The organism is Joostella sp. (assembly GCF_048266025.1).
GTDB lineage: Bacteria > Bacteroidota > Bacteroidia > Flavobacteriales > Flavobacteriaceae > Galbibacter > Galbibacter atrarenae.
On record NZ_JBLXAF010000006.1, the window covers coordinates 180,820 to 201,595 of the forward strand.

General features: G+C 32.3%; 21 protein-coding genes. 4 read left to right on the plus strand and 17 right to left on the minus strand.

What is annotated here, in order from left to right; genetic code table 11:
• Positions 1-22: 22 nt before the first annotated feature.
• From htpG to ACN0TY_RS11935, 7 genes are all read right to left on the minus strand, one after another.
• Entirely contained in the window at positions 23-1,906 is a 1,884-nt protein-coding gene (htpG, locus tag ACN0TY_RS11905; protein WP_417444683.1) for a molecular chaperone HtpG, read from the minus strand.
• Between the two features lie 330 nt (positions 1,907-2,236).
• A complete protein-coding gene (locus tag ACN0TY_RS11910; protein WP_236959936.1) occupies positions 2,237-2,842 on the minus strand; it encodes a hypothetical protein in 606 nt (201 codons plus the stop codon).
• Between the two features lie 6 nt (positions 2,843-2,848).
• Positions 2,849-3,502: a DUF4136 domain-containing protein gene (locus ACN0TY_RS11915; protein ID WP_417444684.1), complete on the minus strand. Its 654-nt coding sequence runs from the start codon at positions 3,500-3,502 to the stop codon at positions 2,849-2,851.
• 32 nt (positions 3,503-3,534) lie between these two features.
• Positions 3,535-4,104 carry an HdeD family acid-resistance protein gene (locus tag ACN0TY_RS11920; RefSeq protein ID WP_417444685.1) on the minus strand — a complete coding sequence of 190 codons (570 nt, stop codon included), beginning with the start codon at positions 4,102-4,104 and terminating at the stop codon, positions 3,535-3,537.
• 31 nt (positions 4,105-4,135) lie between these two features.
• Positions 4,136-4,744, minus strand: a complete 609-nt coding sequence (locus ACN0TY_RS11925) for a hypothetical protein (RefSeq protein ID WP_417444686.1) — start codon at positions 4,742-4,744, stop codon at positions 4,136-4,138.
• A 36-nt stretch (positions 4,745-4,780) separates the two neighbouring features.
• Complete coding sequence (locus ACN0TY_RS11930) at positions 4,781-5,821, minus strand: DUF481 domain-containing protein (protein WP_417444687.1); 1,041 nt, start codon at positions 5,819-5,821, stop codon at positions 4,781-4,783.
• 182 nt (positions 5,822-6,003) lie between these two features.
• Positions 6,004-6,657, minus strand: a complete 654-nt coding sequence (locus ACN0TY_RS11935) for a hypothetical protein (RefSeq protein ID WP_236959931.1) — start codon at positions 6,655-6,657, stop codon at positions 6,004-6,006.
• A 181-nt stretch (positions 6,658-6,838) separates the two neighbouring features.
• Here ACN0TY_RS11935 and ACN0TY_RS11940 point away from each other — a divergent pair, with 181 nt between their 5' ends.
• Positions 6,839-7,180 (plus strand): DUF1801 domain-containing protein, encoded by a 342-nt coding sequence (locus ACN0TY_RS11940; RefSeq protein ID WP_417444688.1) that lies wholly within the window; start codon positions 6,839-6,841, stop codon positions 7,178-7,180.
• On the opposite strand, the gene ACN0TY_RS11945 is transcribed toward ACN0TY_RS11940, so the two are convergent.
• From ACN0TY_RS11945 to ACN0TY_RS11965, 5 genes are all read right to left on the minus strand, one after another.
• The gene (locus tag ACN0TY_RS11945; protein WP_417444689.1) at positions 7,181-8,731 is read right to left on the minus strand and encodes a PepSY-associated TM helix domain-containing protein; all 1,551 of its coding nucleotides are present in this window, start codon (positions 8,729-8,731) and stop codon (positions 7,181-7,183) included. It lies immediately after the preceding gene.
• Entirely contained in the window at positions 8,732-9,037 is a 306-nt protein-coding gene (locus ACN0TY_RS11950; protein WP_417444690.1) for a hypothetical protein, read from the minus strand.
• Positions 9,038-9,039: 2 nt separating this feature from the next.
• Complete coding sequence (locus tag ACN0TY_RS11955; RefSeq protein ID WP_417444691.1) at positions 9,040-9,369, minus strand: DUF3325 family protein; 330 nt, start codon at positions 9,367-9,369, stop codon at positions 9,040-9,042.
• A 116-nt stretch (positions 9,370-9,485) separates the two neighbouring features.
• Positions 9,486-10,199 carry a DUF4198 domain-containing protein gene (locus ACN0TY_RS11960; protein WP_236959926.1) on the minus strand — a complete coding sequence of 238 codons (714 nt, stop codon included), beginning with the start codon at positions 10,197-10,199 and terminating at the stop codon, positions 9,486-9,488.
• Between the two features lie 11 nt (positions 10,200-10,210).
• Positions 10,211-12,664: a TonB-dependent siderophore receptor gene (locus tag ACN0TY_RS11965; protein WP_417444692.1), complete on the minus strand. Its 2,454-nt coding sequence runs from the start codon at positions 12,662-12,664 to the stop codon at positions 10,211-10,213.
• An 81-nt stretch (positions 12,665-12,745) separates the two neighbouring features.
• Here ACN0TY_RS11965 and ACN0TY_RS11970 point away from each other — a divergent pair, with 81 nt between their 5' ends.
• Positions 12,746-13,732, plus strand: coding sequence for a helix-turn-helix transcriptional regulator (locus ACN0TY_RS11970; protein WP_417444693.1), 987 nt, complete (start codon positions 12,746-12,748; stop codon positions 13,730-13,732).
• On the opposite strand, the gene ACN0TY_RS11975 is transcribed toward ACN0TY_RS11970, so the two are convergent.
• Together ACN0TY_RS11975 and kdsA are read right to left on the minus strand one after the other, a co-directional pair.
• Entirely contained in the window at positions 13,733-14,923 is a 1,191-nt protein-coding gene (locus tag ACN0TY_RS11975; RefSeq protein WP_417444694.1) for a mechanosensitive ion channel, read from the minus strand.
• Positions 14,924-15,083: 160 nt separating this feature from the next.
• On the minus strand, positions 15,084-15,902 hold the full coding sequence (gene kdsA / locus ACN0TY_RS11980) for a 3-deoxy-8-phosphooctulonate synthase (protein WP_417444695.1): 819 nt from the start codon (positions 15,900-15,902) through the stop codon (positions 15,084-15,086).
• Between the two features lie 247 nt (positions 15,903-16,149).
• On the opposite strand from kdsA, the gene typA reads away from it, so the two are divergent.
• Entirely contained in the window at positions 16,150-17,955 is a 1,806-nt protein-coding gene (typA, locus tag ACN0TY_RS11985) for a translational GTPase TypA (protein WP_236959921.1), read from the plus strand.
• Positions 17,956-18,068: 113 nt separating this feature from the next.
• Here the strand turns inward: typA and ppgK are convergent, their stop codons facing one another.
• Positions 18,069-18,824, minus strand: a complete 756-nt coding sequence (ppgK, locus tag ACN0TY_RS11990; protein WP_417444696.1) for a polyphosphate--glucose phosphotransferase — start codon at positions 18,822-18,824, stop codon at positions 18,069-18,071.
• Between the two features lie 170 nt (positions 18,825-18,994).
• Between ppgK and ACN0TY_RS11995 the strand changes: the two genes are divergently transcribed.
• A complete protein-coding gene (locus ACN0TY_RS11995; RefSeq protein ID WP_236959918.1) occupies positions 18,995-19,234 on the plus strand; it encodes a YgjV family protein in 240 nt (79 codons plus the stop codon).
• Positions 19,235-19,260: 26 nt separating this feature from the next.
• Here ACN0TY_RS11995 and ACN0TY_RS12000 read toward each other — a convergent pair whose 3' ends face one another.
• Positions 19,261-20,025: a hypothetical protein gene (locus ACN0TY_RS12000; protein ID WP_417444697.1), complete on the minus strand. Its 765-nt coding sequence runs from the start codon at positions 20,023-20,025 to the stop codon at positions 19,261-19,263.
• A gap of 21 nt (positions 20,026-20,046) precedes the next feature.
• Positions 20,047-20,730 (minus strand): cell division ATP-binding protein FtsE, encoded by a 684-nt coding sequence (locus ACN0TY_RS12005; protein WP_417444698.1) that lies wholly within the window; start codon positions 20,728-20,730, stop codon positions 20,047-20,049.
• Between the last annotated feature and the right edge of the window lie 46 nt (positions 20,731-20,776).

Genomic DNA, 20,776 nt, shown 5'->3' on the forward strand with positions numbered 1-20,776 from the left:
TTAGTTTATGTGTTGAAATAACTTATTTAATCATTTCGTAACTACGTTTCACAAAATTAGTAAGCTCTTCACCTTTAAGTAGCCCTTGCGATAATCTCGCCAAGTCTAAAGATTGCTTAATAAGTCGCTCTTGAGTCTCTTTAGCCTCTGTAGTTAATATTTCGTTTACAAGACTGTGGTTGGTATTTACCACCAAGTTGTACATTTCTGGCATATTACCCATTCCGAACATACCGCCACCACCAGTAGCGCTCATTTCTTTCATACGACGCATAAATTCTGGTTGCGTGATACTGAATGGAGATGCTTTGCTATCTAAAGCTTCTAATTGTACTGTAAACTTCTCTTTTGGAATTACTGCATCTAAAGCAGTTTTAAGAGTTTCTTGTTGCTCCTCAGAAAGCTTAGAGATTTTCTCTTCATCTTTCTTAATAAGGTTAGCAATAGAATCTGAATCTACACGTACAAAAGAAAGGTTCTCTTTAGAAGTTTCTAATTTCTGAATTAAATGCGAAACAATAGGAGAATCTAATAGCAATACTTCATACCCAAGTTCTTTAGCTTCGTTGATATACGTGTGCTGTGCGTCTTTATTGCTAGCATACAGTACAACAAGCTTATTGTCTTTATCTGTTTGGTTATCTTTTATTTTCTCTTGAAGTTCTTCAAAAGTATAATAAGTTCCACCTACAGTTGGGTATAATGCAAACTTATCTGCTTTTTCAAAGAATTTATCTTCTGAAAGCATTCCGTATTCAATAACGATTTTGATATCATCCCATTTTTTCTCGAAGTCCTCACGGTTTTCGTTAAATAGTGATTTTAATTTATCAGCTACTTTTCTGGTGATATAACTAGATATTTTCTTCACATTTCCGTCCGCCTGAAGGTAAGAACGAGAAACGTTTAATGGAATATCTGGAGAATCGATTACCCCTTTAAGCATCGTTAAAAACTCAGGAACAATACCTTCTACATTATCTGTAACGAATACTTGGTTTTGGTACAGCTGAATTTTATCCTTCTGCATGGTCATATCGTTAGAAAGCTTAGGGAAATATAAAATTCCTGTAAGGTTAAACGGATAATCTACATTTAGATGGATATGGAAAAGAGGCTCCTCAAACTGCATAGGATATAGCTCGCGGTAGAAGCTATTGTATTCTTCATCTTTAAGATCTGCCGGTTGCTTTGTCCAAGCTGGGTTCGGGTTGTTAATAATGTTGTCTACTGTAGTTTTCTCTTCTTTAGCATCGTCGCCTTCTCCAACAGTATTTGTTTCTTCACGCGTACCAAATTTAATAGGCACTGGCATGAATTTATTGTACTTCGTTAAAAGTTCGTTTATTTTTCCTTCCTCTAAAAACTCAAGAGAGTCGTCATTAATATGAAGAATAATTTCTGTTCCTCTTTCTTTTTTGTCAGCTTCTTCTAGAGAGTACTTTGGAGAACCGTCGCAAGTCCAATGTGCAGCAGGCTCATCTTTATAAGACTTTGTAATGATGTCTACAGTATCTGCAACCATAAAAGCAGAATAGAATCCTAGACCAAAATGACCAATAATACCACTGTCTTTAGCAGAATCTTTGTATTTGTCTAAAAACTCTTCAGCACCAGAAAAGGCTACTTCATTGATGTACTTTTGTACTTCTTCTGCCGTCATCCCCAATCCTTGGTCGATAATATGTAGTTTTTTACCCTCTTTATCGATCTTAACTTCAATAACAGGATTTCCATATTCTACACCCGGAGCTTCCCCAATATTGGTAAGATGTTTTAACTTTAAAGTAGCATCGGTAGCATTGGAGATAAGTTCTCTTAAAAAGATTTCATGATCGCTGTATAAGAACTTCTTTATCAGCGGAAAAATGTTTTCAACAGATACGTTGATATTTCCAGTTGTCATATATGTAATTTTTTTATTAGTATTAATTTCTATTTTCTAGTAGTCAAAAAAAATACCAATTGAATTATAATGACAAGATGACAGCGGATAATCACATTATAATATTTAACATATAATTTTGTTTAACAATATTTGTTTTTTGTTAAACATTTATTATCTTGTGTAAAAGAAAAAAGGGGAAACAATCGCTATGAAAAAGAAGATACAAACCCATTCAAAATAAAGATTTAGATTTATATTATTGGTTAGGTTGTTTTAAAAAGCGCATAACATTTAGGTGTTACGCGCTTTTTTCTATTGATGAGCATTGGTGCTCACTATTATTTTATATTAGAAATGCATTAAGACAAAACCAATATCGAAACTAAAGTAAGAATAGGCATCGATATCTTTAGTATCGAATGTTTGGTAGTATTTAGCACCTACTTTGATACCAGTATAAGAATTGATATTAAAAATAATACCTGCTTCTGGTTTGATTGTAAAGAACCAAGTATCTACACTACTTTCAAAGAGTCCTAAGTCAATTTCTCTTAAATTATAAATGGTTCCGATACCAAGTCCAAGATAGGGTTTGAATTTTGCATTATCTTGAAAGATATAATCTGCAGCCAGTAAAATAGGCATAGAGGTATTATATCTTGTTTGATATCCTGTTATAGAAGCAGTTCCTTCGGTATAAGTATCATAAGGAAAGTCTTCATAAAAATCATTAAACCCAAATTCACCTCCTAAGTAAAGGTTGGGTGCTACAGCTCTTTTGTAAGCTATAGAGAAACCTCTTGGACTCACCTCCGAAATAAAATCGCTTAAATTACCTGTAGGAACTCCAATAGAATAATTAAACTCTGTGATAGATTTTAATTGTATGTTTTGCGCTTGTACAGAATATGATATAAAACTGATAAAAGCTATAATAGGAAAAATATTTTTCATCGTTTTTTATTTATTTAAGTATTGCGATTGTTTAAACACTTGGTCTACGGTGTTCTCTATTCTAGTCTGAATAGAAGAAGTACTTCCTTCTAAAAGTCCATTTATAGCACCTGTCCATAGCACTGGAATATTATCGTTTACACCAATACCACTAGGATACGTCATTTGTAAAAGAATTGTCCCTGAGCGATATCCGCTAATAATAGGAGGGTAGTAACCAGGATAATACCAACCCCAACCTGGACCCCAGCCTGGGTAATACCAACCCCAATAACCCCAATCGTAATAGTAATATAGATTTACGGTATCCATAGCAGTAGGTAATATAATTACATCTGGATTGCTACTTTCGTCTACTTCTTGCCATCCAAAGGCATCCATATTTTCTTTTATACCTGCTAATATTGGATCCCCATAAACAGGATCTACATAATCTACATCTTCATCAAAATCAGTATCACCTATATTTTCTCCAGTAACTTCTATAACTCTATCTGGAAGCGCATACGTTGTGGTAGTACTAAAATCAAAGCTAGAATCGTAATTTGTATAGACAACATCTAGTTCGTCTACATAATCTGGTCCATCATCAGAACAACTAATCATTAAAATTGTTATGAAAAGGGATGCCAGTTTTAGTGAAATGTTTCTCTTTTTCATTTTTATAATTAGAATTAAAATTAGATTTAAGTTTATCCTTGAATTTCTTCAAGATTCTCTTTCAGCCATTTGTCTCCTTTTTTTAATTTGAAAGCAACAATTATAGATACAATACCAATGAGAAGTGCTGAAAATGCCATAATCCACATTACATAAGTAACTCCTATTATTGGTGCTGAAAGTATAATAAGTCCGAAAATAACGGCTAAAACACCTCCAAGGATGATCCAACCTTCCCCTTTAATTTCTTTACGCACTTGGATTCCCATGGCAATTCTACTAACACCTCCAAAGATGAACCAGAAAGCGATGGTGAAGCCAACAATCAATAACGTAAGCTGAGGCATATTTAAAAGAATGATACCTAAAATTAGACTTACAGCTCCTTCCAATAGAATAAGCCATTTATCTTCTATTTCTTTCCAACTTGCAATAGCTGCAATAATTGTAAATACCCCATCAGCAATCATTAAAAAGGCTATCCATAATGCCAAACCGGTGGCAGTGACAGCAGGATTCATAAAAATTAGAACAGAAAAAATGATTAGAATTATTCCTTTTAGAGCGAGTGCCCACCAGTTTTTTGTAAGAGATCTTAGCATGATTAAATAATTTAATTGTTAATTTTTATGATTAAAATTTCTTACCGTATACGAAGCCTATAGAGAACGTATCGTAATATTCTTTAAAATTATAAGATAGGCTGACAGAAAGCTCGTTGTTATTTTTTTCTAGAATTACATACTCGGTAGCCAAGTGTAAAATAGGAAGGGTTTCATTTTTATCAATATCTACACCACCACCAAGAACAAATGTCCAGAGAGGTAAAATCTCCCTTACAACTCCAACTGTTAGTGCAAATGCATTTTCACGTTCAAGATCTTCTTCCCCTTCACGGTCAATTTTATATTTAATAATTTCGACATCATCATAAGTTCCTATTCCCCATTTTTCTGAGAACCAATATTCATAAGAGAAACCAATAGAAGGGACAAAAAGAGTTTCTCTGTCGCCAGTTTCATTATTTTCTCCTTGAGGAATCCAGCTATATCCTGTAAATATTGCTAGTTTATGCTTTTTAAATTCTTCGGACTCTTCTTCTTCATTATAAACATCTTCTGTTTCTTCTGTTGTGTTTTCATTTTCTGTTTCTTGAGCATTTATACCAACAGTAATCATTGCAAAGACAAAAAAGATATAGTAACTCTTTTTAAACGCTTTCAGGGAATGTGCTTTTTTCATGACTTTTTTTGTTATGATTTATTTTATGATTGGGCTTTATAGCTCCCAACCAAATGTTGTTTGGAAAATGTAATCCACTTTTGCAGCATCTTCAATAGGCTTACTATCGAAGTTATGAGTAAACCCTACTTTTATGAAAAACTCATAAGGTAAATCATACTTTAGATCTAAAGAGAAATCTGTTCTCACCCTTCCAGACTCTGTTAAACTTGGATAAGCGGTTAAGTTTGAATACAAACTAATGTCGTCAAAATCAAACATATTTAATTCTAATCCTAAATATGCCTCCATACTATTTCTGCTCGTATTTGCATCATCGGAGAATTTCTCGTTGTTGAGTGCTAAACCTCCACCAGTTGCAAAATAAACACGATTGGAATGGATGATATATTTTCCAACCCCTGCTTTTATCGTGGTTCGTAAGTCTAATTTCTGTTCGTCATTCGATAAGAAATCTCCAGATAAAGCAACAAACCAGTCGTTCTTTAAAAAGTATTTCCCTCCAATATTAGCATCGGTTCTATTGGTTTCATCAACATCATCTTGTTTACTACGAACGGAGTTGTAGCTCCCACTAAATCCCCATTTATCGGCTATGTAACCAAGGCTACTTCGAACCGTAAACTGACTCAAATTATTACTTTTAGTGAAGTTGTAACCAACAGACAGAGATGCGCTTAAACGAGAAAAGAAGCTTGTTTTTACAGCTTTTACATAAACAATATCTTCTATATTAACGGTAACCGTTTGATTTATATCTGTTAAATCTACAACCCCCGATTCACCTGCTTTGGTATGTAAATCTGTATTAAGTCTAACGCCATTAGTAAGTGTAACTAAATAGTGTTGGTTACTACTAATCCTATCTACCTTAATCCATTTTACTGTAAAGTCACTATCGCTATAATCTGTTTCAATAGTTAAAACTCCATTTTTCATTTCTTTAATCTCTCCCACAATAATATCCCCATTATCTAATGCAAGTGTATCTGCAGTTTGAGCTTGAGTACTTTGGAAACTTATAATTACAGTAAAAACCAATAATAGTTTTAAAAGTGTAAAGTTCTTTACATACATGTTTCAATAAAAAATTAAATTATTTACCTATTTAATTATAGGGAGGGGGAGAGTTTATAGTGTAGAATATATGTATTTTCTACAGTACTATAAATATAGTAGATATTTTTAAATGTAAAAACGGTTATCGTAAATATTTACGATAACCGTTTTTATAATAAGTTGCTTCTTTTAAAGAAAGTCTATTTTAGTTTTGCTAAAATACCATCTTTTTGAAGTTTAGAAATAACAGCATCTGTGTACCCTTTTGTAAAGTCTTCAATGTTGTTAGGATTGTATGTTTTAGATTGTGCAGACCAGATTAATTCTTGGCTCTCTGCATCATAGATATTAGTTTCTAAATAATATACTTTGTCTGTAGTGTAGTATCCAGGATCATATCCGTATCCATATGCATTGTTGTAATATCCGTAGAAATTACCATAATAACCATATCCGTAACCTATTGGGTTATACATATAGCTGTTACCTTGTACATATCTTGTTTCGTCTTCTTGATCACGAAGCGTAACTGTTAGAATAGCTTCACTCTTAGATTCTTTAATACCTCCAAGTAAAACCTCTTTTGTAGGCTTGTTATCTTTAGTGAAAGTCCCAGGGAATACATCGTGACTTTTAGTGGTAGTAATACCTCTTTGTTGTAATTGGAAACCTAATTCGTTCTCGATAATAGTTTTGTTAGGTACATTTCCTGTGATTGCAGCGATAAATACACTTTTGTATTTTTTAGTTGTAAAAGCTTCTTTATTTGCCCAGGAAGCAGTAATGTCTGTAGTAGTTCCACAAGCATAAACTAATACTAATGCTAAAAATGGGATAATGAGTTTCTTCTTCATGTTGTATAATTTTTATGCTAAAATAAATTTTATTTTCTTAAAAAACTAAAATTTAGAATTAACAAGTGATAATATATTTTAATAGTAAAATTACGAAATTTTGTATACTGAATGAAATTGTAGTATTAAGAAAACGTATTATACTTTCTGAATTGTCAATTACTTATATTAAATTCATAAAATGAATCCTGCTGAAGTCTATATTCTAAACCAGAAAGAACCATACAGAAGTATGCTCTTGGAGTTGCAAATACTTGTAACGGCTACATTGCCAAATCTAGAATTAAAATATAAATACAAAATTCCTTTTTTTTACCTTAACGGAAAGCCATTCTGCTATTTTAATGTTACCAAAGGATATGTGGATGTGTGTTTTTGGAAGGGATTTGAAATCACCAAGTTTAAAGAGCTCTTAGTGACAGAAAATCGGAAAATGATAAAATCACTTCGCTATCATACACCCGAAGCCATAAATAGCGAAGTTCTTATTCCAATATTGAAAGAGTTAGAAGTTTTATACTAACTAATTCTTCTCTTCCGGTTTTAATTTAAAACTCACAAGAAGGGTAATAGTTGCTAATACAATCCAAAAAACATCGATAAAAAATGCTTGATAATTTCCGTTTATAAAAGCTGTCCAAAACCATTCTTTAGTAACCAAACCATTGCATATTGGAATTAGGAAGCCAATAATACTTCCAGAAATAAGGCTGTATTTATTGGTGAAATATAAGTTCTTTTTTAAGATGAAAAACACTGAGATAAGCAACCAACCGATAAAGTAAAATTGATACAGTTGCGTCTGATTTATAGGGTGAAATACTTTTACCACGATAAAACTTAAAGCCGTAATAGGATACATACCTAGGCATACCGCCATATAGATATTTACTAGCCAACGATTAAAACGACGTTTTCTTTCGGGGACATTCTTTTTATCTCTAGCAACCAGCCATATTAAGACACCAGAAATAATTACAAAACAAGAAATAATTCCGAGAATAAAGCTTATAATTCTTAGCGAAAAACCGCCATAATCTCCATAATGAAGTCTATACATAGCCGTTTTTACTCCATCGAGATATGTGTTTTCAGAATAAGGATCTTTTTTATAAAGTTCAGCCCCAGTAGACGCTTGATAAATTACTTTTCCAGTTCCAGTAAACTCAACATGTTTATCTAGTTCCCCTTCAATAGCAACTTGCATAGCCTCATCTCCGTAATTATAAACATGGATATGGGTAATATTAAAGTCTTTCCATTCTTCTTTCGTGTTACTGATATATTTTTCAACAGAAGGAATAGATGAAAGTTTATTATAATTTAGAGCAACTGGTTTATCTGTATATTCTAAATCTTGGTACATCTGTTCTTGGTCTCCATCATAAAGCAATAATACACTTGGTGCAGCCATAAGAATACTCAGCATAAAAAACACTCCAGTAACGGCATATATAAATTGAAAAGGAAGTCCTATAACTCCCAATGCCGTATGTGCATCTGTCCAGATTGTTTTTAATTTAGCTCGTGGGCGGAAGATATAAAAGTTTGAAATTATCTTATCCCAATGTATTAACACCCCAGTAATGATGGCGAATAAAAAAAAGAAAGCCACAAATCCAGAGAGGTAATATCCAGCGGGGTAGGGGATTTGAGCAAAGAAATGTAAACGGTATAAAAATTCTCCTAAAGTATACGATTTGATGTAATTATAGGTATTAAAGTTTTCTGTGTCCAGATAAAAGAAAGCCCCTGCTTTATCTTCTTCAGCAGCTAGGGTATCTTTTGTAGCACCTATATTTATATCTACTCTCCTTTCATTATAATGCTTTGCAATCTCCAAATCTCTTCCGTAGAGGTTGTATGTGTTTTCTAGGGAATCGATTACGGTATCTATGTTTATGGTAATTCCTTTATCAACAGCGGCTACTTCTTCATTTTTTTGCCAGTTTGCTATTTCATCTCTAAAAAATGAAAAGGAACCTGCAAAGAAAATTACAAATAGAGCAGCACTTATTATAATACCACTAATGGTATGTAGGTGAAAGAATATATTATAAGAACGATTGTTCATTTACGAAGGGATAATAGGGTTATAAATTTTACCAAAATAAAATGCCAAATAAAACAGACCAGCAAGCAGTAAGTAAAGTGCCCATACTTTCCATCCATTTTTGCTTAGAAAAGCAAGAATCATAAGAACGCACCAAAGTATAAAACCTGAATATGTTGAGGTAATCATAACATTTACATGATTAAGCCAAGATGCTAATGCCAAATGTAAGGTTATGGTAACTAAATATCCACCCAAAAAACCAGCAGATATTTTGGCGAATCTTTGCGATGGAGATGCAGTAAGATGTTTTTTATTTGCTGACATAATTATAGGATAAAGTTTTCAATAATTACAATAAAGATAAACGATGCTAGTACAGTTTTATAATTCAGTATTTTTAAAGGAGAGAGGATTACAATTAAACTCCCTATTGTCATTAGGATAATAAACCACAAGAAAATTCCTGAAGCAAAGCCTTTTTCTAAAACTGAAATAACGAGTGCCGCTATTAATAAAATAGGACCTACAAACTTTAAATTTTCATTTTCCTTTTGAAACCAATTATCAATTACGGAAGTGTTTAAAGTTGCTTTTTTAGATCCGCTATACAAGCAGTAAAAACCTATAAATATTAATATTGAAGCTAACGCAATCATGTTTTTTATTTATTTCCCTAACTGGGTTTTTTAATATTATTTAGATACTAGACTTAAACAAAGACAACTCTGAACTAAAATTCAGAGTTGTTTTCTTATAAGTTAAATTGCAATTATTAAGGCATGCAGTATGTTACACAGTGCCATATAAATTGATAATCTTCTCCATTATAATTCCCAGGAACTTCTTCTTTATGAGTTGTTTCTAGAATGTATTTTGTGTCCCATGGTTGGTTAAAAGAAATATATCCTTCTTCATCACTATGTAAAGTTTTGGACCATTGATCAGCAACAAAAACATTTACTTCATTTTTTGCCAAAGGTTTGTTCTTGTATAAGATCTGTAATTTTACTTCATCTTTATCAGAAGCAATTCTTTTAACAGTAATACCTTCGTTATTTTGTGTAGCAGTATCGTTGGTTTTGTTTCCTACATTTACATTAGCCACAGAGTGATAGTGGGTTTTAAAAATTCCAAAATCATACTGAGTGTAATCAATAACATCAATTTCGTTATTATTTAAAAGGATGGTATATGTACCTTCTTCTTTAGGAGTAAAAGAAGTTAAATAATAATTTTCTTTAGCAGAAGTCTCTAAAGGAGTTTTTACTCCTGATGGAGATACTAACCAAACGGTAAATTTATTCACTTTAGAAAAAGCCTCTCCATTTACTTCTTCAATTACCCCGTAAGTATATTCTCCATAATGTACTTTAACGGCTTGTTCTTTTCCTAGTTCACCATTGGTGTCCGTTTCTATCCAAAGATAGTGTGCAAAGGTGTTTGTTGTTGCAAGTAGGAATATTGCGATTGCTATTATTTTTTTCATTTTATATTTAATTAAAAATTATATGTAAAGTTTGCTGAGAATGTTCTTGGCATTTGTGGACTAACAGTAGACCAACCACCGTAGTATTCTTCGTTGGCGATATTGTTTAACTTAAGAGTGATGCTAAAGTCTTTAACTTCGTAAAATAAAGATGCATTTAGTACTGTGTATTCAGGAACTGTAAAAGTACCAGCTAGATTTCTATTGAAAACCATATTGTCTCCAGCATAATTTCCTCCAAATCCTAATCCAAATCCTTTTAGAGAACCATTATAAAAATGGTAACTAGCCCAAAGATTGGCTAAATTTTGAGGACCAGCTTCTTCAGGGCGTTTATTCAAGAAGTCCGCGTCTCCTTCTGTGATTTCACTATCATTATAGCTATATCCAGCAATTATATTTAAACCTTCTATAGGGTTTGCAGTAATGCTTGTTTCAAAACCTTTGCTGTATTGTTCTCCCCCTTGAGAATAGGTTGTAGGTCCTGTAGTTAAAACGATGTTACTTACTTTAATATCGTAGTAGCTTAACGTTGCAGCTAATTTGTTTTCGAATAAACTAAGTTTTGTACCTACTTCAAATTGATTCGCTTTTTCAGGATCAAAACTTAAGGTTGTAGTTGTTTCTCCATCTTGTACAATTCTTGGAGCAACGTTGCTAAAACCATTCATATAATTAGCAAACACAGAAACCTTATCTAGTATTGGTTGATATATTAAACCGAATTTAGGAGATAATGCCGTTTGTTCGTGCGTATCATTCGAAAAATGATCTAATCTTAAACTTGCCATAGCCGATAATTGAGGCATGAAATAAATAACATCAGAAACATAAGCACTATATATTTCTTGTTTAGTCTCGCTGTATTGAGCGCTTGGATTTCCTAATGTAGCAATACTAGCATCGGCACCAGCTTGAGTTAAAATTCCTGTATCGTCTACAAAGTTTTCGTTCATTGGAGTCCCAAACTGTTGGTGTAGAGTAGGAGCAACTGTAGCAAACTCTGCATTATTAGTACCTATATAAACAAATCCTTGGTTTGCGTATCCAGTACTATTGTTAATGATGCGTTGATTGTAGTAATCCAATCCAGCAACCATTTTATTTTTAAAGTTTCCTAAATTGAATTCTCCAATAAAGTTTTGCTGGATATCAATTCCTGTTTTTTCTGAATTTTGTTTACTGATATAACGAGAGAAAATTGTACCATCTTCAATTGGAGAAACTTGGTCTACAGAATTTGTTATTTCATATAAATAAGAGTAATAGCCATCTGATTTTGCGCTAGAGCTAGATATAGCAGTTTGTGAAGTCCAATTATCGCTTAATTTGTAACGCATTTCCCCTTGAAGGCTGAAAGTTGGATTTTTTATAGTCAAGTCATTACTCGTATATGAGCGATTATTATCATATCCTAACTCATCAATATTATGAGCACGTAGTTCTGAACCTCTATCTAAAAACAACACCATCTGATTGGTATTTTCACCATTATAAAATTCAGTATTGATGTTAAATGATAAACGATCACTTGCTTTGTACGCTAGTGATGGAGCGATATAAAAAGATTTTTTTAAACCAGCATCCTGATAACTGTTTTGTGTGTGATAAGCTGTATTTATACGAAGCGCAACATTTTTCTGATCATTTAATAAAGTATTAATGTCTGCTGTAACTCGGTTTAGACCGTAACTTCCACCTGTATAAGATATGCTTCCTCCAAATTCATCAAAATAAGGACGTTTTGAGTTTACATTTATCAATCCTCCATAAGAAATCAAACTACTTCCATATAACGTTCCAGAAGGTCCTTTTATAATTTCTACATTTTCGATGTTAGCAGGATCCATAGTTCCGTTTGTTAAACTAGGCAATCCATTCATCATGGTTGGTTGTACTGCAAAACCTCTTAAAGAATAGTAACCAGCACCATCGCCACCACGACCTGTAGACTCCCAAAGTTTGTAAATACCAGGAGCATTTTTAAGAGCATCTTCAAAGTTGGTAACTACTTGCTCTTCTAATAACTGACTAGAAACGGTGTTGTAAACCTGTGGGTTTTCTAAATCTTTTAAAGGAAGTTTAGATACAACAGTACTCTCTGAACGGTAAAATTTATTCTTTTTATGTCCTTCTAAAACTACCTCTCCAAGCTCTTCACTTCTTTCGATAATTTCGATGGAACCTAAATTTGTAGTTTGATTATTATAAACACGAATATCTTTTGAAGTACTTCTAAATCCTATATAAGAAACTCTTAATTTATATCTTTTTGCTGGAACGTTTTCTATTTCGAAATAACCAGAGTCGTCTGTATTAATTCCAATATTTGTTCCTGTTAAAATTACATTTGCACCCGGAATTGCTTCCCCGCTATCAGAAATTACTTGCCCTTTAATTTGCCCTTGCTGAGCAATAACAAAAGAAGTAATGGATAAGAATAGTATAGTAATTATATTTTTCATACGTTAAATTATTATTTATATTTGGTCTAAATAAAATAGAGAGCAAATTTAGAAAAGCAAATGCATCATTAGTGACGCGATATGGATAAAAAAAGACGTGATTTTATTAATTGTGAATTAATCAATCTTTTAAAATTGAAAAAGAATTTTAGAGAGGTTATTGCTAGTTGTGTCTTGTCGGAAAATAATTCTGGGAGTCTCTATACTAAATATCAAGTGACTCCTAAATATGGAAAGGGGAGTATATTATCTACTCAAATAGCTGAAGTCACAATTGATGTTTGTAATCTAGAGCTAAGTCGAGATTTAGTCTTTTATGATGAATATCAAGAGGATGTTTTACAAATGTCTTTTCTGATTGATGGAGAGAAAATTGTTTCCTTACGAGGTAATAATGATGTTTTGAATGAAAGTCAAGAGTGTTACACTTCACGGATCAAAGAATTTAAGGGATATGTTCGTTTAACAGGAGGGAAGCCTTTTAGAGAAATTAGAGTTAGCATTCCGATTTCTTACTTAAAAAACAGAGGAATTACTGATGTAACTGTTTTTAGTTCTTTTAATGATGCGAATATAATACAGCCTATCTCTAATGATATATTATCTATTTTGATGAGTATTCAAGAAACCAAAATGAAAGGTGTGAGTCGCCGTTTGTATTTGGAGTCAAAAATTCTAGAATTATTAGCATTGCAAATAGAACTTTATAAAAAGGGTTTGGTAGCTAAGGTGGGTACAAATCAAGATAAGATTTTAAAGAAACTATATGCAGCCAAACAATTAATGGATGAAAACATTGATAAGAATTATTCTATCAAAGAGATGTCGAGAGTATTAGCATTAAATGAATATATTTTTAAAAAGGAGTTTAAACGAATTTTTGGGTGCGCAATTAATGAATATTACACAAGGGAGAAGATGAATAAAGCCTCGGACCTTTTAATAGCAACACAACTTCCAATTTATGAAATAGCTGAGAAAATTGGATACAAAAATGCCACACATTTTAGTGCGGCATTTAAGCGTTTTTACAATAAGACTCCTAAAAAATATAGGAGTAGTTTATAATTACTCTTCTTTGTCTGATGGAGTTTTAGATTTTAATTTTTGAATTATCTCCTTAAAGTGTTCTCCAGCTGCTTCTCTTCCTCCAAGACCATAACTCAAGGCGATTGTAACAGCAATTGCACCCATAATAAAAGTAAAAGCGATTTCTACAATTTCATTAGCTATTCCCATAGTTCTTAATGCAATGGCAATAAACAAAGCCAATGAAGCTGCTCTTACAATACCTGCTATGAAATTATTGCCTTTAGATTTTAAAAGCATGTTATAGATAAGCGAGGATATATAATTTCCAATAACTAGAATTAGTAGCCCAAAAATTATCTGTCCGGTAAGCGTTAGGATCTCATTTAATGTATAGGTAAGATGATCTAATTGTAAGATTTCTGTGGTAGTAATAATTCCAAAGAATACTATAAAAAAGTAGCATATATTAGAAAGTATTTTTGCTAACGATTGTTTCTCTCCTATTATTTTTTGAAGCTGAATTTTTTCAGATAAACTGTCAATCTTCATGCTTTTAAGTAAGTCTTCAATTAGGTTTGTTAAGTATTTACCTCCCCAAATAAAGAGTACTAAAATAGCTGCAGCAACCAATACTTCTCCAATTAAATCGGTAAACTTCAGCAAAATAAGATTTGCAGGTTCAGAAATAGATTTAATATTCAATGCGTTGAAAGCTTGAATTAAAAACGGAACAAATATCAATATGAAAACTACTTTCTGAATGATGTTAACAAGAGTTTCGGTGTCTTTAAACCCTGTTTTATCTACTAGTTTATCTAGAAAAGAACCTCCTAAGTTGATTAGGTTGGAAACAAATTTAGCAAGTAAGTATCCTGCAAATGCAATTAAAAATCCAGCAATAATACTAGGAACAAAATTTAGTATTTGTGCTACCATATTTTCTACAGGAGTAAGCACTTGGCTAACACCTAGAAGTTCTAAAACGACCATAATAACAATTATCATGATAACATAATAGAAGATATTTCCAATAAATTTATTGGTATTTCCTATATCAGCCTTTCCTAGAATTTTTTCATCCCATGAAGTTTTTTTGAGGAGTCTTACTACAATACTCTTAACTCCTCGTGCTATGAGCCATCCTATAAATAGTACTAATATAGCACCAAGCACGCTGGGCATGAATTCTAAAATCTGTTCTGTAAAAGGGTTAAAAAATTTTCTCATTTATGTAATATTATAAGTTATAACTATTTATAATGTATGAGAAAATATTCACTATTCCAAATGAATAAAAAAATAAGTCTTTTTAAGAAGATAATAATTGTTACGCTTCTCAAAAAGACTTAATTAAATGTAAACTGAAAACTATCAGTTTTAATACTCTTTAGAAAGAATTCACAGTCTTTCTAAGAGCTGTTAATTGGGTAAGTAGTTTTTCTAAATGATCAAGGTGAAGCATATTAGCACCATCACTTTTTGCATTTGCAGGATCAAAGTGCGTTTCCATAAAAAGACCGTCTACTCCTGCAGCTATTCCAGCCTTGGCAATAGTTCCTATCATATCTGGTCGTCCTCCGGTTACTCCGCTAGTTTGATTAGGTTGCTGTAATGAGTGAGTTACATCTAATACAACAGGGGCATATTCCTTCATTGTAGGAACCCCTCTAAAGTCAACAATCATATCTTGGTAGCCAAACATTGTACCACGATCTGTAATTAATGCTTGCTCATTGTTGCAATCTAAAACTTTCTGTACAGCATGCTTCATGCTTTCAGGACTCATAAATTGTCCCTTTTTTAAGTTGATAGTTTTTCCTGTATTTGCAGCAGCAACCACTAAATCGGTCTGGCGTACTAAGAAAGCAGGTATTTGTAAAATATCAACATATTCGGCAGCCATTGTAGCATCACTAATCTCATGGATATCGGTTACAGTTGGCACATTAAATGTTTCAGAAACTTTACGTAATATTTTAAGTGCTTTTTCATCTCCAATACCAGTAAAAGAATCAATTCTACTACGGTTTGCCTTTTTAAAGCTCCCTTTAAAAACATAAGGGATTTCTAGCTTGTCTGTAACAGTCACTACTTTTTCGGCTATTCTCATCGCCATTTCTTCACCTTCTATGGCGCAAGGTCCTGCTAATAAAAAGAAGTTATTACCTTGTGTATGTTTTATCTGTGGGATTTTATCTAGTTTCATTTTGAATAGATTTTATTTAACAAAGATACTGTTTTACGAAATAATTTAATCTCACTAATTTCAAAGATTCTTATCGGTTTTCCTTCAGAAGAATAAAAAGCTAATATTTAAGGATATAGCGCGTTGAGGAAGATTCTTAAAAACTAATATAAAAGATTAAAAATCAAACAATTAAATATTTTTAATTTTATGCTTCATCTAAAATAAATATACATTACCTTTGCGCCCTTAAAAGCGAGGGTATAATATGACTTCTATTAAAAACATAGCAATTATTGCGCACGTTGACCACGGTAAAACAACGTTGGTTGATAAAATAATGTATCACTGTCAATTATTTCGTGAAAACGAAAATACAGGAGATTTAATTCTTGATAATAACGATTTAGAGCGTGAGCGTGGAATTACGATTACTTCTAAAAACGTATCTGTTATTTATAAAGATACAAAGATTAATATCATTGATACTCCTGGTCACGCCGATTTTGGTGGAGAGGTTGAACGTGTATTAAACATGGCTGATGGTGTATTACTATTGGTTGATGCTTTTGAAGGGCCAATGCCTCAAACGCGTTTTGTATTACAGAAAGCAATTGATTTAGGGTTGAAGCCTTGTGTGGTTGTAAATAAAGTAGATAAAGAAAACTGTACTCCAGAGGAAGTTCATGAAAAGGTATTCGACTTAATGTTCGAATTAGGAGCAGAGGAGTGGCAGTTAGATTTCCCGACAGTTTACGGTTCAGCTAAGAATAACTGGATGAGTACAGACTGGAGAAATGAAACGGAGAATATCGAGCCTTTATTAGATATGGTTATCGAACATATTCCTGAGCCTAAGTTACCAGAAGGAAATACTCAAATGTTAATTACTTCTTTAGACTTCTCTAGCTTTACAGGACGTATTGCTATCGGACGTTTAACAAGAGGAGAATTAAAAACAGGGCAAAACATATCGTTAGTAAAACGTGATGGTTCTGTTGTGAAAAATAAAATTAAAGAGCTTCATGTATTTGAAGGTCTTGGACGTATAAAAGTAGACGAAATTCAAACAGGAGATATCTGTGCGATTGTTGGTCTTGAAGGTTTTGAAATTGGTGATACTGTTGCGGATTTTGAAGAGCCAGAAGGTCTTAAAACAATTGCTATTGATGAGCCTACAATGAGTATGTTGTTTACAATTAACGATTCGCCTTTCTTCGGAAAAGATGGAAAATTTGTAACATCTCGTCATATTAAAGACCGTTTAAGTAAAGAACTTGAGAAAAACTTAGCACTTCGTGTTAATGAAACTGATAGTGCAGATAAATTCTTAGTTTTCGGTCGTGGGGTATTACACCTTTCAGTATTGATTGAAACGATGCGTAGAGAAGGTTATGAGCTTCAAATTGGACAGCCACAAGTTATTATCAAAGAAATTGATGGTAAAAAATGTGAGCCAATAGAAGAGTTAACTATAGATTTACCAGAGAGTGTTTCTGGAAAAGCTGTAGAGATGGTAACGCTTCGTAAAGGTGAAATGTTGAGTATGGAGCCTAAAGGAGATCGTATGAATATTGTATTTAATATTCCTTCTAGAGGTATCATCGGATTACGTAACCAATTACTTACTGCAACTGCTGGTGAGGCGATTATGAATCACCGTTTCTTAGAATATCAACCATATAAAGGTGAGATTCCAGGAAGAAATAATGGTTCTTTAATTTCTATGGAAAATGGAAAAGCAATTCCTTATTCTATTGATAAATTACAAGACAGAGGTAAGTTCTTCGTTGATCCAAATGAAGAGATTTATGAAGGTCAGGTTGTAGGTGAAAATTCACGTAGTGATGATATGACTGTGAATATTACTAAAACTAAAAAATTATCTAACGTACGTTCTTCTGGTGCAGATGATAAAGCTAAAATTGTTCCGGCAATTAAATTCTCTTTAGAGGAAGCTTTAGAATACATCCAAAAAGATGAGTATGTTGAGGTAACTCCAAAAACAATGCGTATTCGTAAGATCTATTTAAAAGAAACAGATCGTAAACGTTTTGGAAAACAAATAGGATAATTCGCCAAGCGATATTTGATATAACAAAGCGGATAGAAATTTAATTTCTATCCGCTTTTTAGTTTTTATTGTTTTGAAGCCTGTTCGTTTTATAGAACAGTAATTTTTTAATGTTAGTTTTCCTTTTTAGCAGCTAATTTTCTAGCTGCATAGGCAGCGCCAATAATACCAGCTTCGTTTAATGTTTCTGCTTTTATGGTTGGCACCTTTTTGTCTAAATATTTTTCGAATTCATCAAAATATTTGCTTCCGCCACCACCGAGGATAAATAAATCAGGACATAAAATAAGATCTACATGGTTTAAGAATTTATTAAAACGCTTACCCCATTTCTTGAAGCTCAAATTTTTAAGTTTTCTTACGGAGTTAGCAGCATAATTTTCTATGTTTTTATGCTTTTTATAATACATCTGTCCTAATTCAAAATTAGGAAGCAATTCTCCGTTATAGAACGCTCCAGAGCCTAATCCCGTCCCAATAGTAATAGTGAGAACAAACCCTTTTTTACCTTTACCTGCTCCAAAATTCATTTCGGCAATTCCAGCGGCATCTGCATCGTTAATTACTATAAAAGGGAGACCTGTTTCTTTTTCAAAAAGAGCTTGGGCATTTTCATTTACCCATTTCTTGTGTAAATTACTTTTGGTAATGGCAACTCCATTTTTAACAACTGTAGGGAGGCCACAGCCAACAGGCCCTTTCCAACTAAAATGATCTACAATTTCTTTTATGACAGCTTTCATAGCTTCTGGAGTAGCTGGTCTAGGGGTTTCTATTCGAAATCGCTCTGTCATTAATACTCCTTTTTCTATATCTACAATGGCTCCTTTCATTCCAGAAGCTCCTATATCTATTCCTAAAATTTCCATATATCTATCTCTAAAAAAGTAATCCTTAATATCGTAAAAATAAGAGATTGTTATTATTATTCCTTGTTTTTTGAATATTTTCTAAAAATAATTCAACTTTTAAGCTATATTTATTTTTATAAAGAGATGTAAAGTTTTTGCTTTTAACTTAATAGTTTAATAAAATATATATGGAATTTTTAGATACGTCAATCACAGAATTAATAGGTTATGCCGCTTCTTTAGGGGTGTTGCTTTCTTTTTTTATGAAAGAGATTAAAAAGCTCCGAATTGTGAATTCTATAGGATGTTTATTTTTTGTAATCTATGGATTGATGTTGCCTTCCATCCCTATTATTATAACTAATGCAGCTATTCTCGGAGTAAACTTCTATTATTTGTTTATCAAGAAAGAAAAAAGTAAAGAGTAAAAACAGAAATTTAGAAGATTTAGTTCTTAATGTTTCCATTCATAACTTTCGGACTGACTTAGTATTTTGAAAATTTGAAATGCAAATTCAGAGAAATATATTAAATTTCTATTGAGGATTTCATAATTAAGTTTTATTTCTATAGTTTCTCCTTCTAATTTGTTATTAGGAAATAAGTGCTCGAACAATCCAACGTAATATGGTGTTTTAGGGATTTTTGAGACAGTTAGTATTCTTTGTGAATGAGTTATAGAGTGTCTTACTTCTGAATATACCTTAAATAATTCTTTGAATTTGAAATTACAGTTATTTTCTCTTGAATATTCATTGAATAAATTATTGCTAGCTTTTTTGATTAATTTAAATAATTCATCACCACCTTTTAATTCTTTTCTTGAATATGAGTTTTTAAAATTTAGTGATTGTTTAAAATTAGGGTCACGAATAATTTTAGAATCTATACAATCTTTTAAAAATGTTTCAAAAGCTTCGTAGCATTGAGAGAAAGCTAATCCAAATTCTCTTGATAGTATTTTTTCAATTTCAATTTTATAATTTTCTTTTACCGTAAACTTATCTATGCCAGTATGAAAGCTAAGTTTCCATCCATTATCTGTTGGTCCAGTCCAGTCCCCTATAATAAGAGAGGTTCCAGCAGAATATATTGCTTCTTTAGAAGTGTGTTTTTTCACATCATCTAGTAATACTTTATTAACTCGTTTAGAAGAATGTTTGAAATCAGTTATAATTTCAAAAAAGGAATTTAAAAATGGTTTGTAAGGATTATACATGTTTAAAAAATACTTGTATGGTTACACGTTTTTCTGAACCACTTCAAATACTTTACTTCCGTCGCACTTTAAGGTTTTAGAAGGAAATTTTAATAGCAAGGCATAGTCATGAGTTGCCATTAAGATGGTACGTCCATTTTTATTGATGTCTTGCAATACCTTCATAACCTCTACGCTTGTTTGTGGATCGAGGTTTCCTGTCGGCTCATCTGCAAGGATAAGTTCAGGGTCATTTAATAAAGCTCTTGCAATAGCGACACGCTGTTGCTCACCACCAGATAATTGATGCGGGAACTTAAACCCTTTGGTTGCCATTCCTACTTTAGTAAGTACTTCGTCTATTTTTGCAGTGATAAGACTTTTATCTGTCCATCCAGTAGCTTTCAGAACAAATAATAAATTATCGTTTATAGTTCTGTCTGGAAGTAGTTTAAAGTCTTGAAAAACAATACCTAATTTTCTTCTTAAAAATGGAATTTCTTTTTCTTTAAGCGAGCGTAGATCGTAGTCAACAATACTACCAGAGCCTTGTGTAAGAGGAAGGTCTCCATAAAGTGTTTTCATGAAGCTACTTTTTCCGCTTCCAGTTTTACCAATAAGATACACAAATTCTCCTTGTGAAATATTAAGATTAATCTCACTTAAAACCAAATTCTCTTTTTGATAAATAGCAACATCTCTTAATTCTAATATTATTTCACTCATAGTCTCTAGTAAAGGTTGTTTGTTTTCTACAGTTAAATTTAGTTTT

What these genes read in the sequence shown, in the direction of transcription:
- htpG (WP_417444683.1), bottom strand. Translation starts at nt 1,906, where the DNA reads ATGACAACTGGAAATATCAACGTATCTGTTGAAAACATTTTTCCGCTG.
- ACN0TY_RS11910 (WP_236959936.1), bottom strand. Translation starts at nt 2,842, where the DNA reads ATGAAAAATATTTTTCCTATTATAGCTTTTATCAGTTTTATATCATAT.
- ACN0TY_RS11915 (WP_417444684.1), bottom strand. Translation starts at nt 3,502, where the DNA reads ATGAAAAAGAGAAACATTTCACTAAAACTGGCATCCCTTTTCATAACA.
- ACN0TY_RS11920 (WP_417444685.1), bottom strand. Translation starts at nt 4,104, where the DNA reads ATGCTAAGATCTCTTACAAAAAACTGGTGGGCACTCGCTCTAAAAGGA.
- ACN0TY_RS11925 (WP_417444686.1), bottom strand. Translation starts at nt 4,744, where the DNA reads ATGAAAAAAGCACATTCCCTGAAAGCGTTTAAAAAGAGTTACTATATC.
- ACN0TY_RS11930 (WP_417444687.1), bottom strand. Translation starts at nt 5,821, where the DNA reads ATGTATGTAAAGAACTTTACACTTTTAAAACTATTATTGGTTTTTACT.
- ACN0TY_RS11935 (WP_236959931.1), bottom strand. Translation starts at nt 6,657, where the DNA reads ATGAAGAAGAAACTCATTATCCCATTTTTAGCATTAGTATTAGTTTAT.
- ACN0TY_RS11940 (WP_417444688.1), top strand. Translation starts at nt 6,839, where the DNA reads ATGAATCCTGCTGAAGTCTATATTCTAAACCAGAAAGAACCATACAGA.
- ACN0TY_RS11945 (WP_417444689.1), bottom strand. Translation starts at nt 8,731, where the DNA reads ATGAACAATCGTTCTTATAATATATTCTTTCACCTACATACCATTAGT.
- ACN0TY_RS11950 (WP_417444690.1), bottom strand. Translation starts at nt 9,037, where the DNA reads ATGTCAGCAAATAAAAAACATCTTACTGCATCTCCATCGCAAAGATTC.
- ACN0TY_RS11955 (WP_417444691.1), bottom strand. Translation starts at nt 9,369, where the DNA reads ATGATTGCGTTAGCTTCAATATTAATATTTATAGGTTTTTACTGCTTG.
- ACN0TY_RS11960 (WP_236959926.1), bottom strand. Translation starts at nt 10,199, where the DNA reads ATGAAAAAAATAATAGCAATCGCAATATTCCTACTTGCAACAACAAAC.
- ACN0TY_RS11965 (WP_417444692.1), bottom strand. Translation starts at nt 12,664, where the DNA reads ATGAAAAATATAATTACTATACTATTCTTATCCATTACTTCTTTTGTT.
- ACN0TY_RS11970 (WP_417444693.1), top strand. Translation starts at nt 12,746, where the DNA reads ATGGATAAAAAAAGACGTGATTTTATTAATTGTGAATTAATCAATCTT.
- ACN0TY_RS11975 (WP_417444694.1), bottom strand. Translation starts at nt 14,923, where the DNA reads ATGAGAAAATTTTTTAACCCTTTTACAGAACAGATTTTAGAATTCATG.
- kdsA (WP_417444695.1), bottom strand. Translation starts at nt 15,902, where the DNA reads ATGAAACTAGATAAAATCCCACAGATAAAACATACACAAGGTAATAAC.
- typA (WP_236959921.1), top strand. Translation starts at nt 16,150, where the DNA reads ATGACTTCTATTAAAAACATAGCAATTATTGCGCACGTTGACCACGGT.
- ppgK (WP_417444696.1), bottom strand. Translation starts at nt 18,824, where the DNA reads ATGGAAATTTTAGGAATAGATATAGGAGCTTCTGGAATGAAAGGAGCC.
- ACN0TY_RS11995 (WP_236959918.1), top strand. Translation starts at nt 18,995, where the DNA reads ATGGAATTTTTAGATACGTCAATCACAGAATTAATAGGTTATGCCGCT.
- ACN0TY_RS12000 (WP_417444697.1), bottom strand. Translation starts at nt 20,025, where the DNA reads ATGTATAATCCTTACAAACCATTTTTAAATTCCTTTTTTGAAATTATA.
- ACN0TY_RS12005 (WP_417444698.1), bottom strand. Translation starts at nt 20,730, where the DNA reads ATGAGTGAAATAATATTAGAATTAAGAGATGTTGCTATTTATCAAAAA.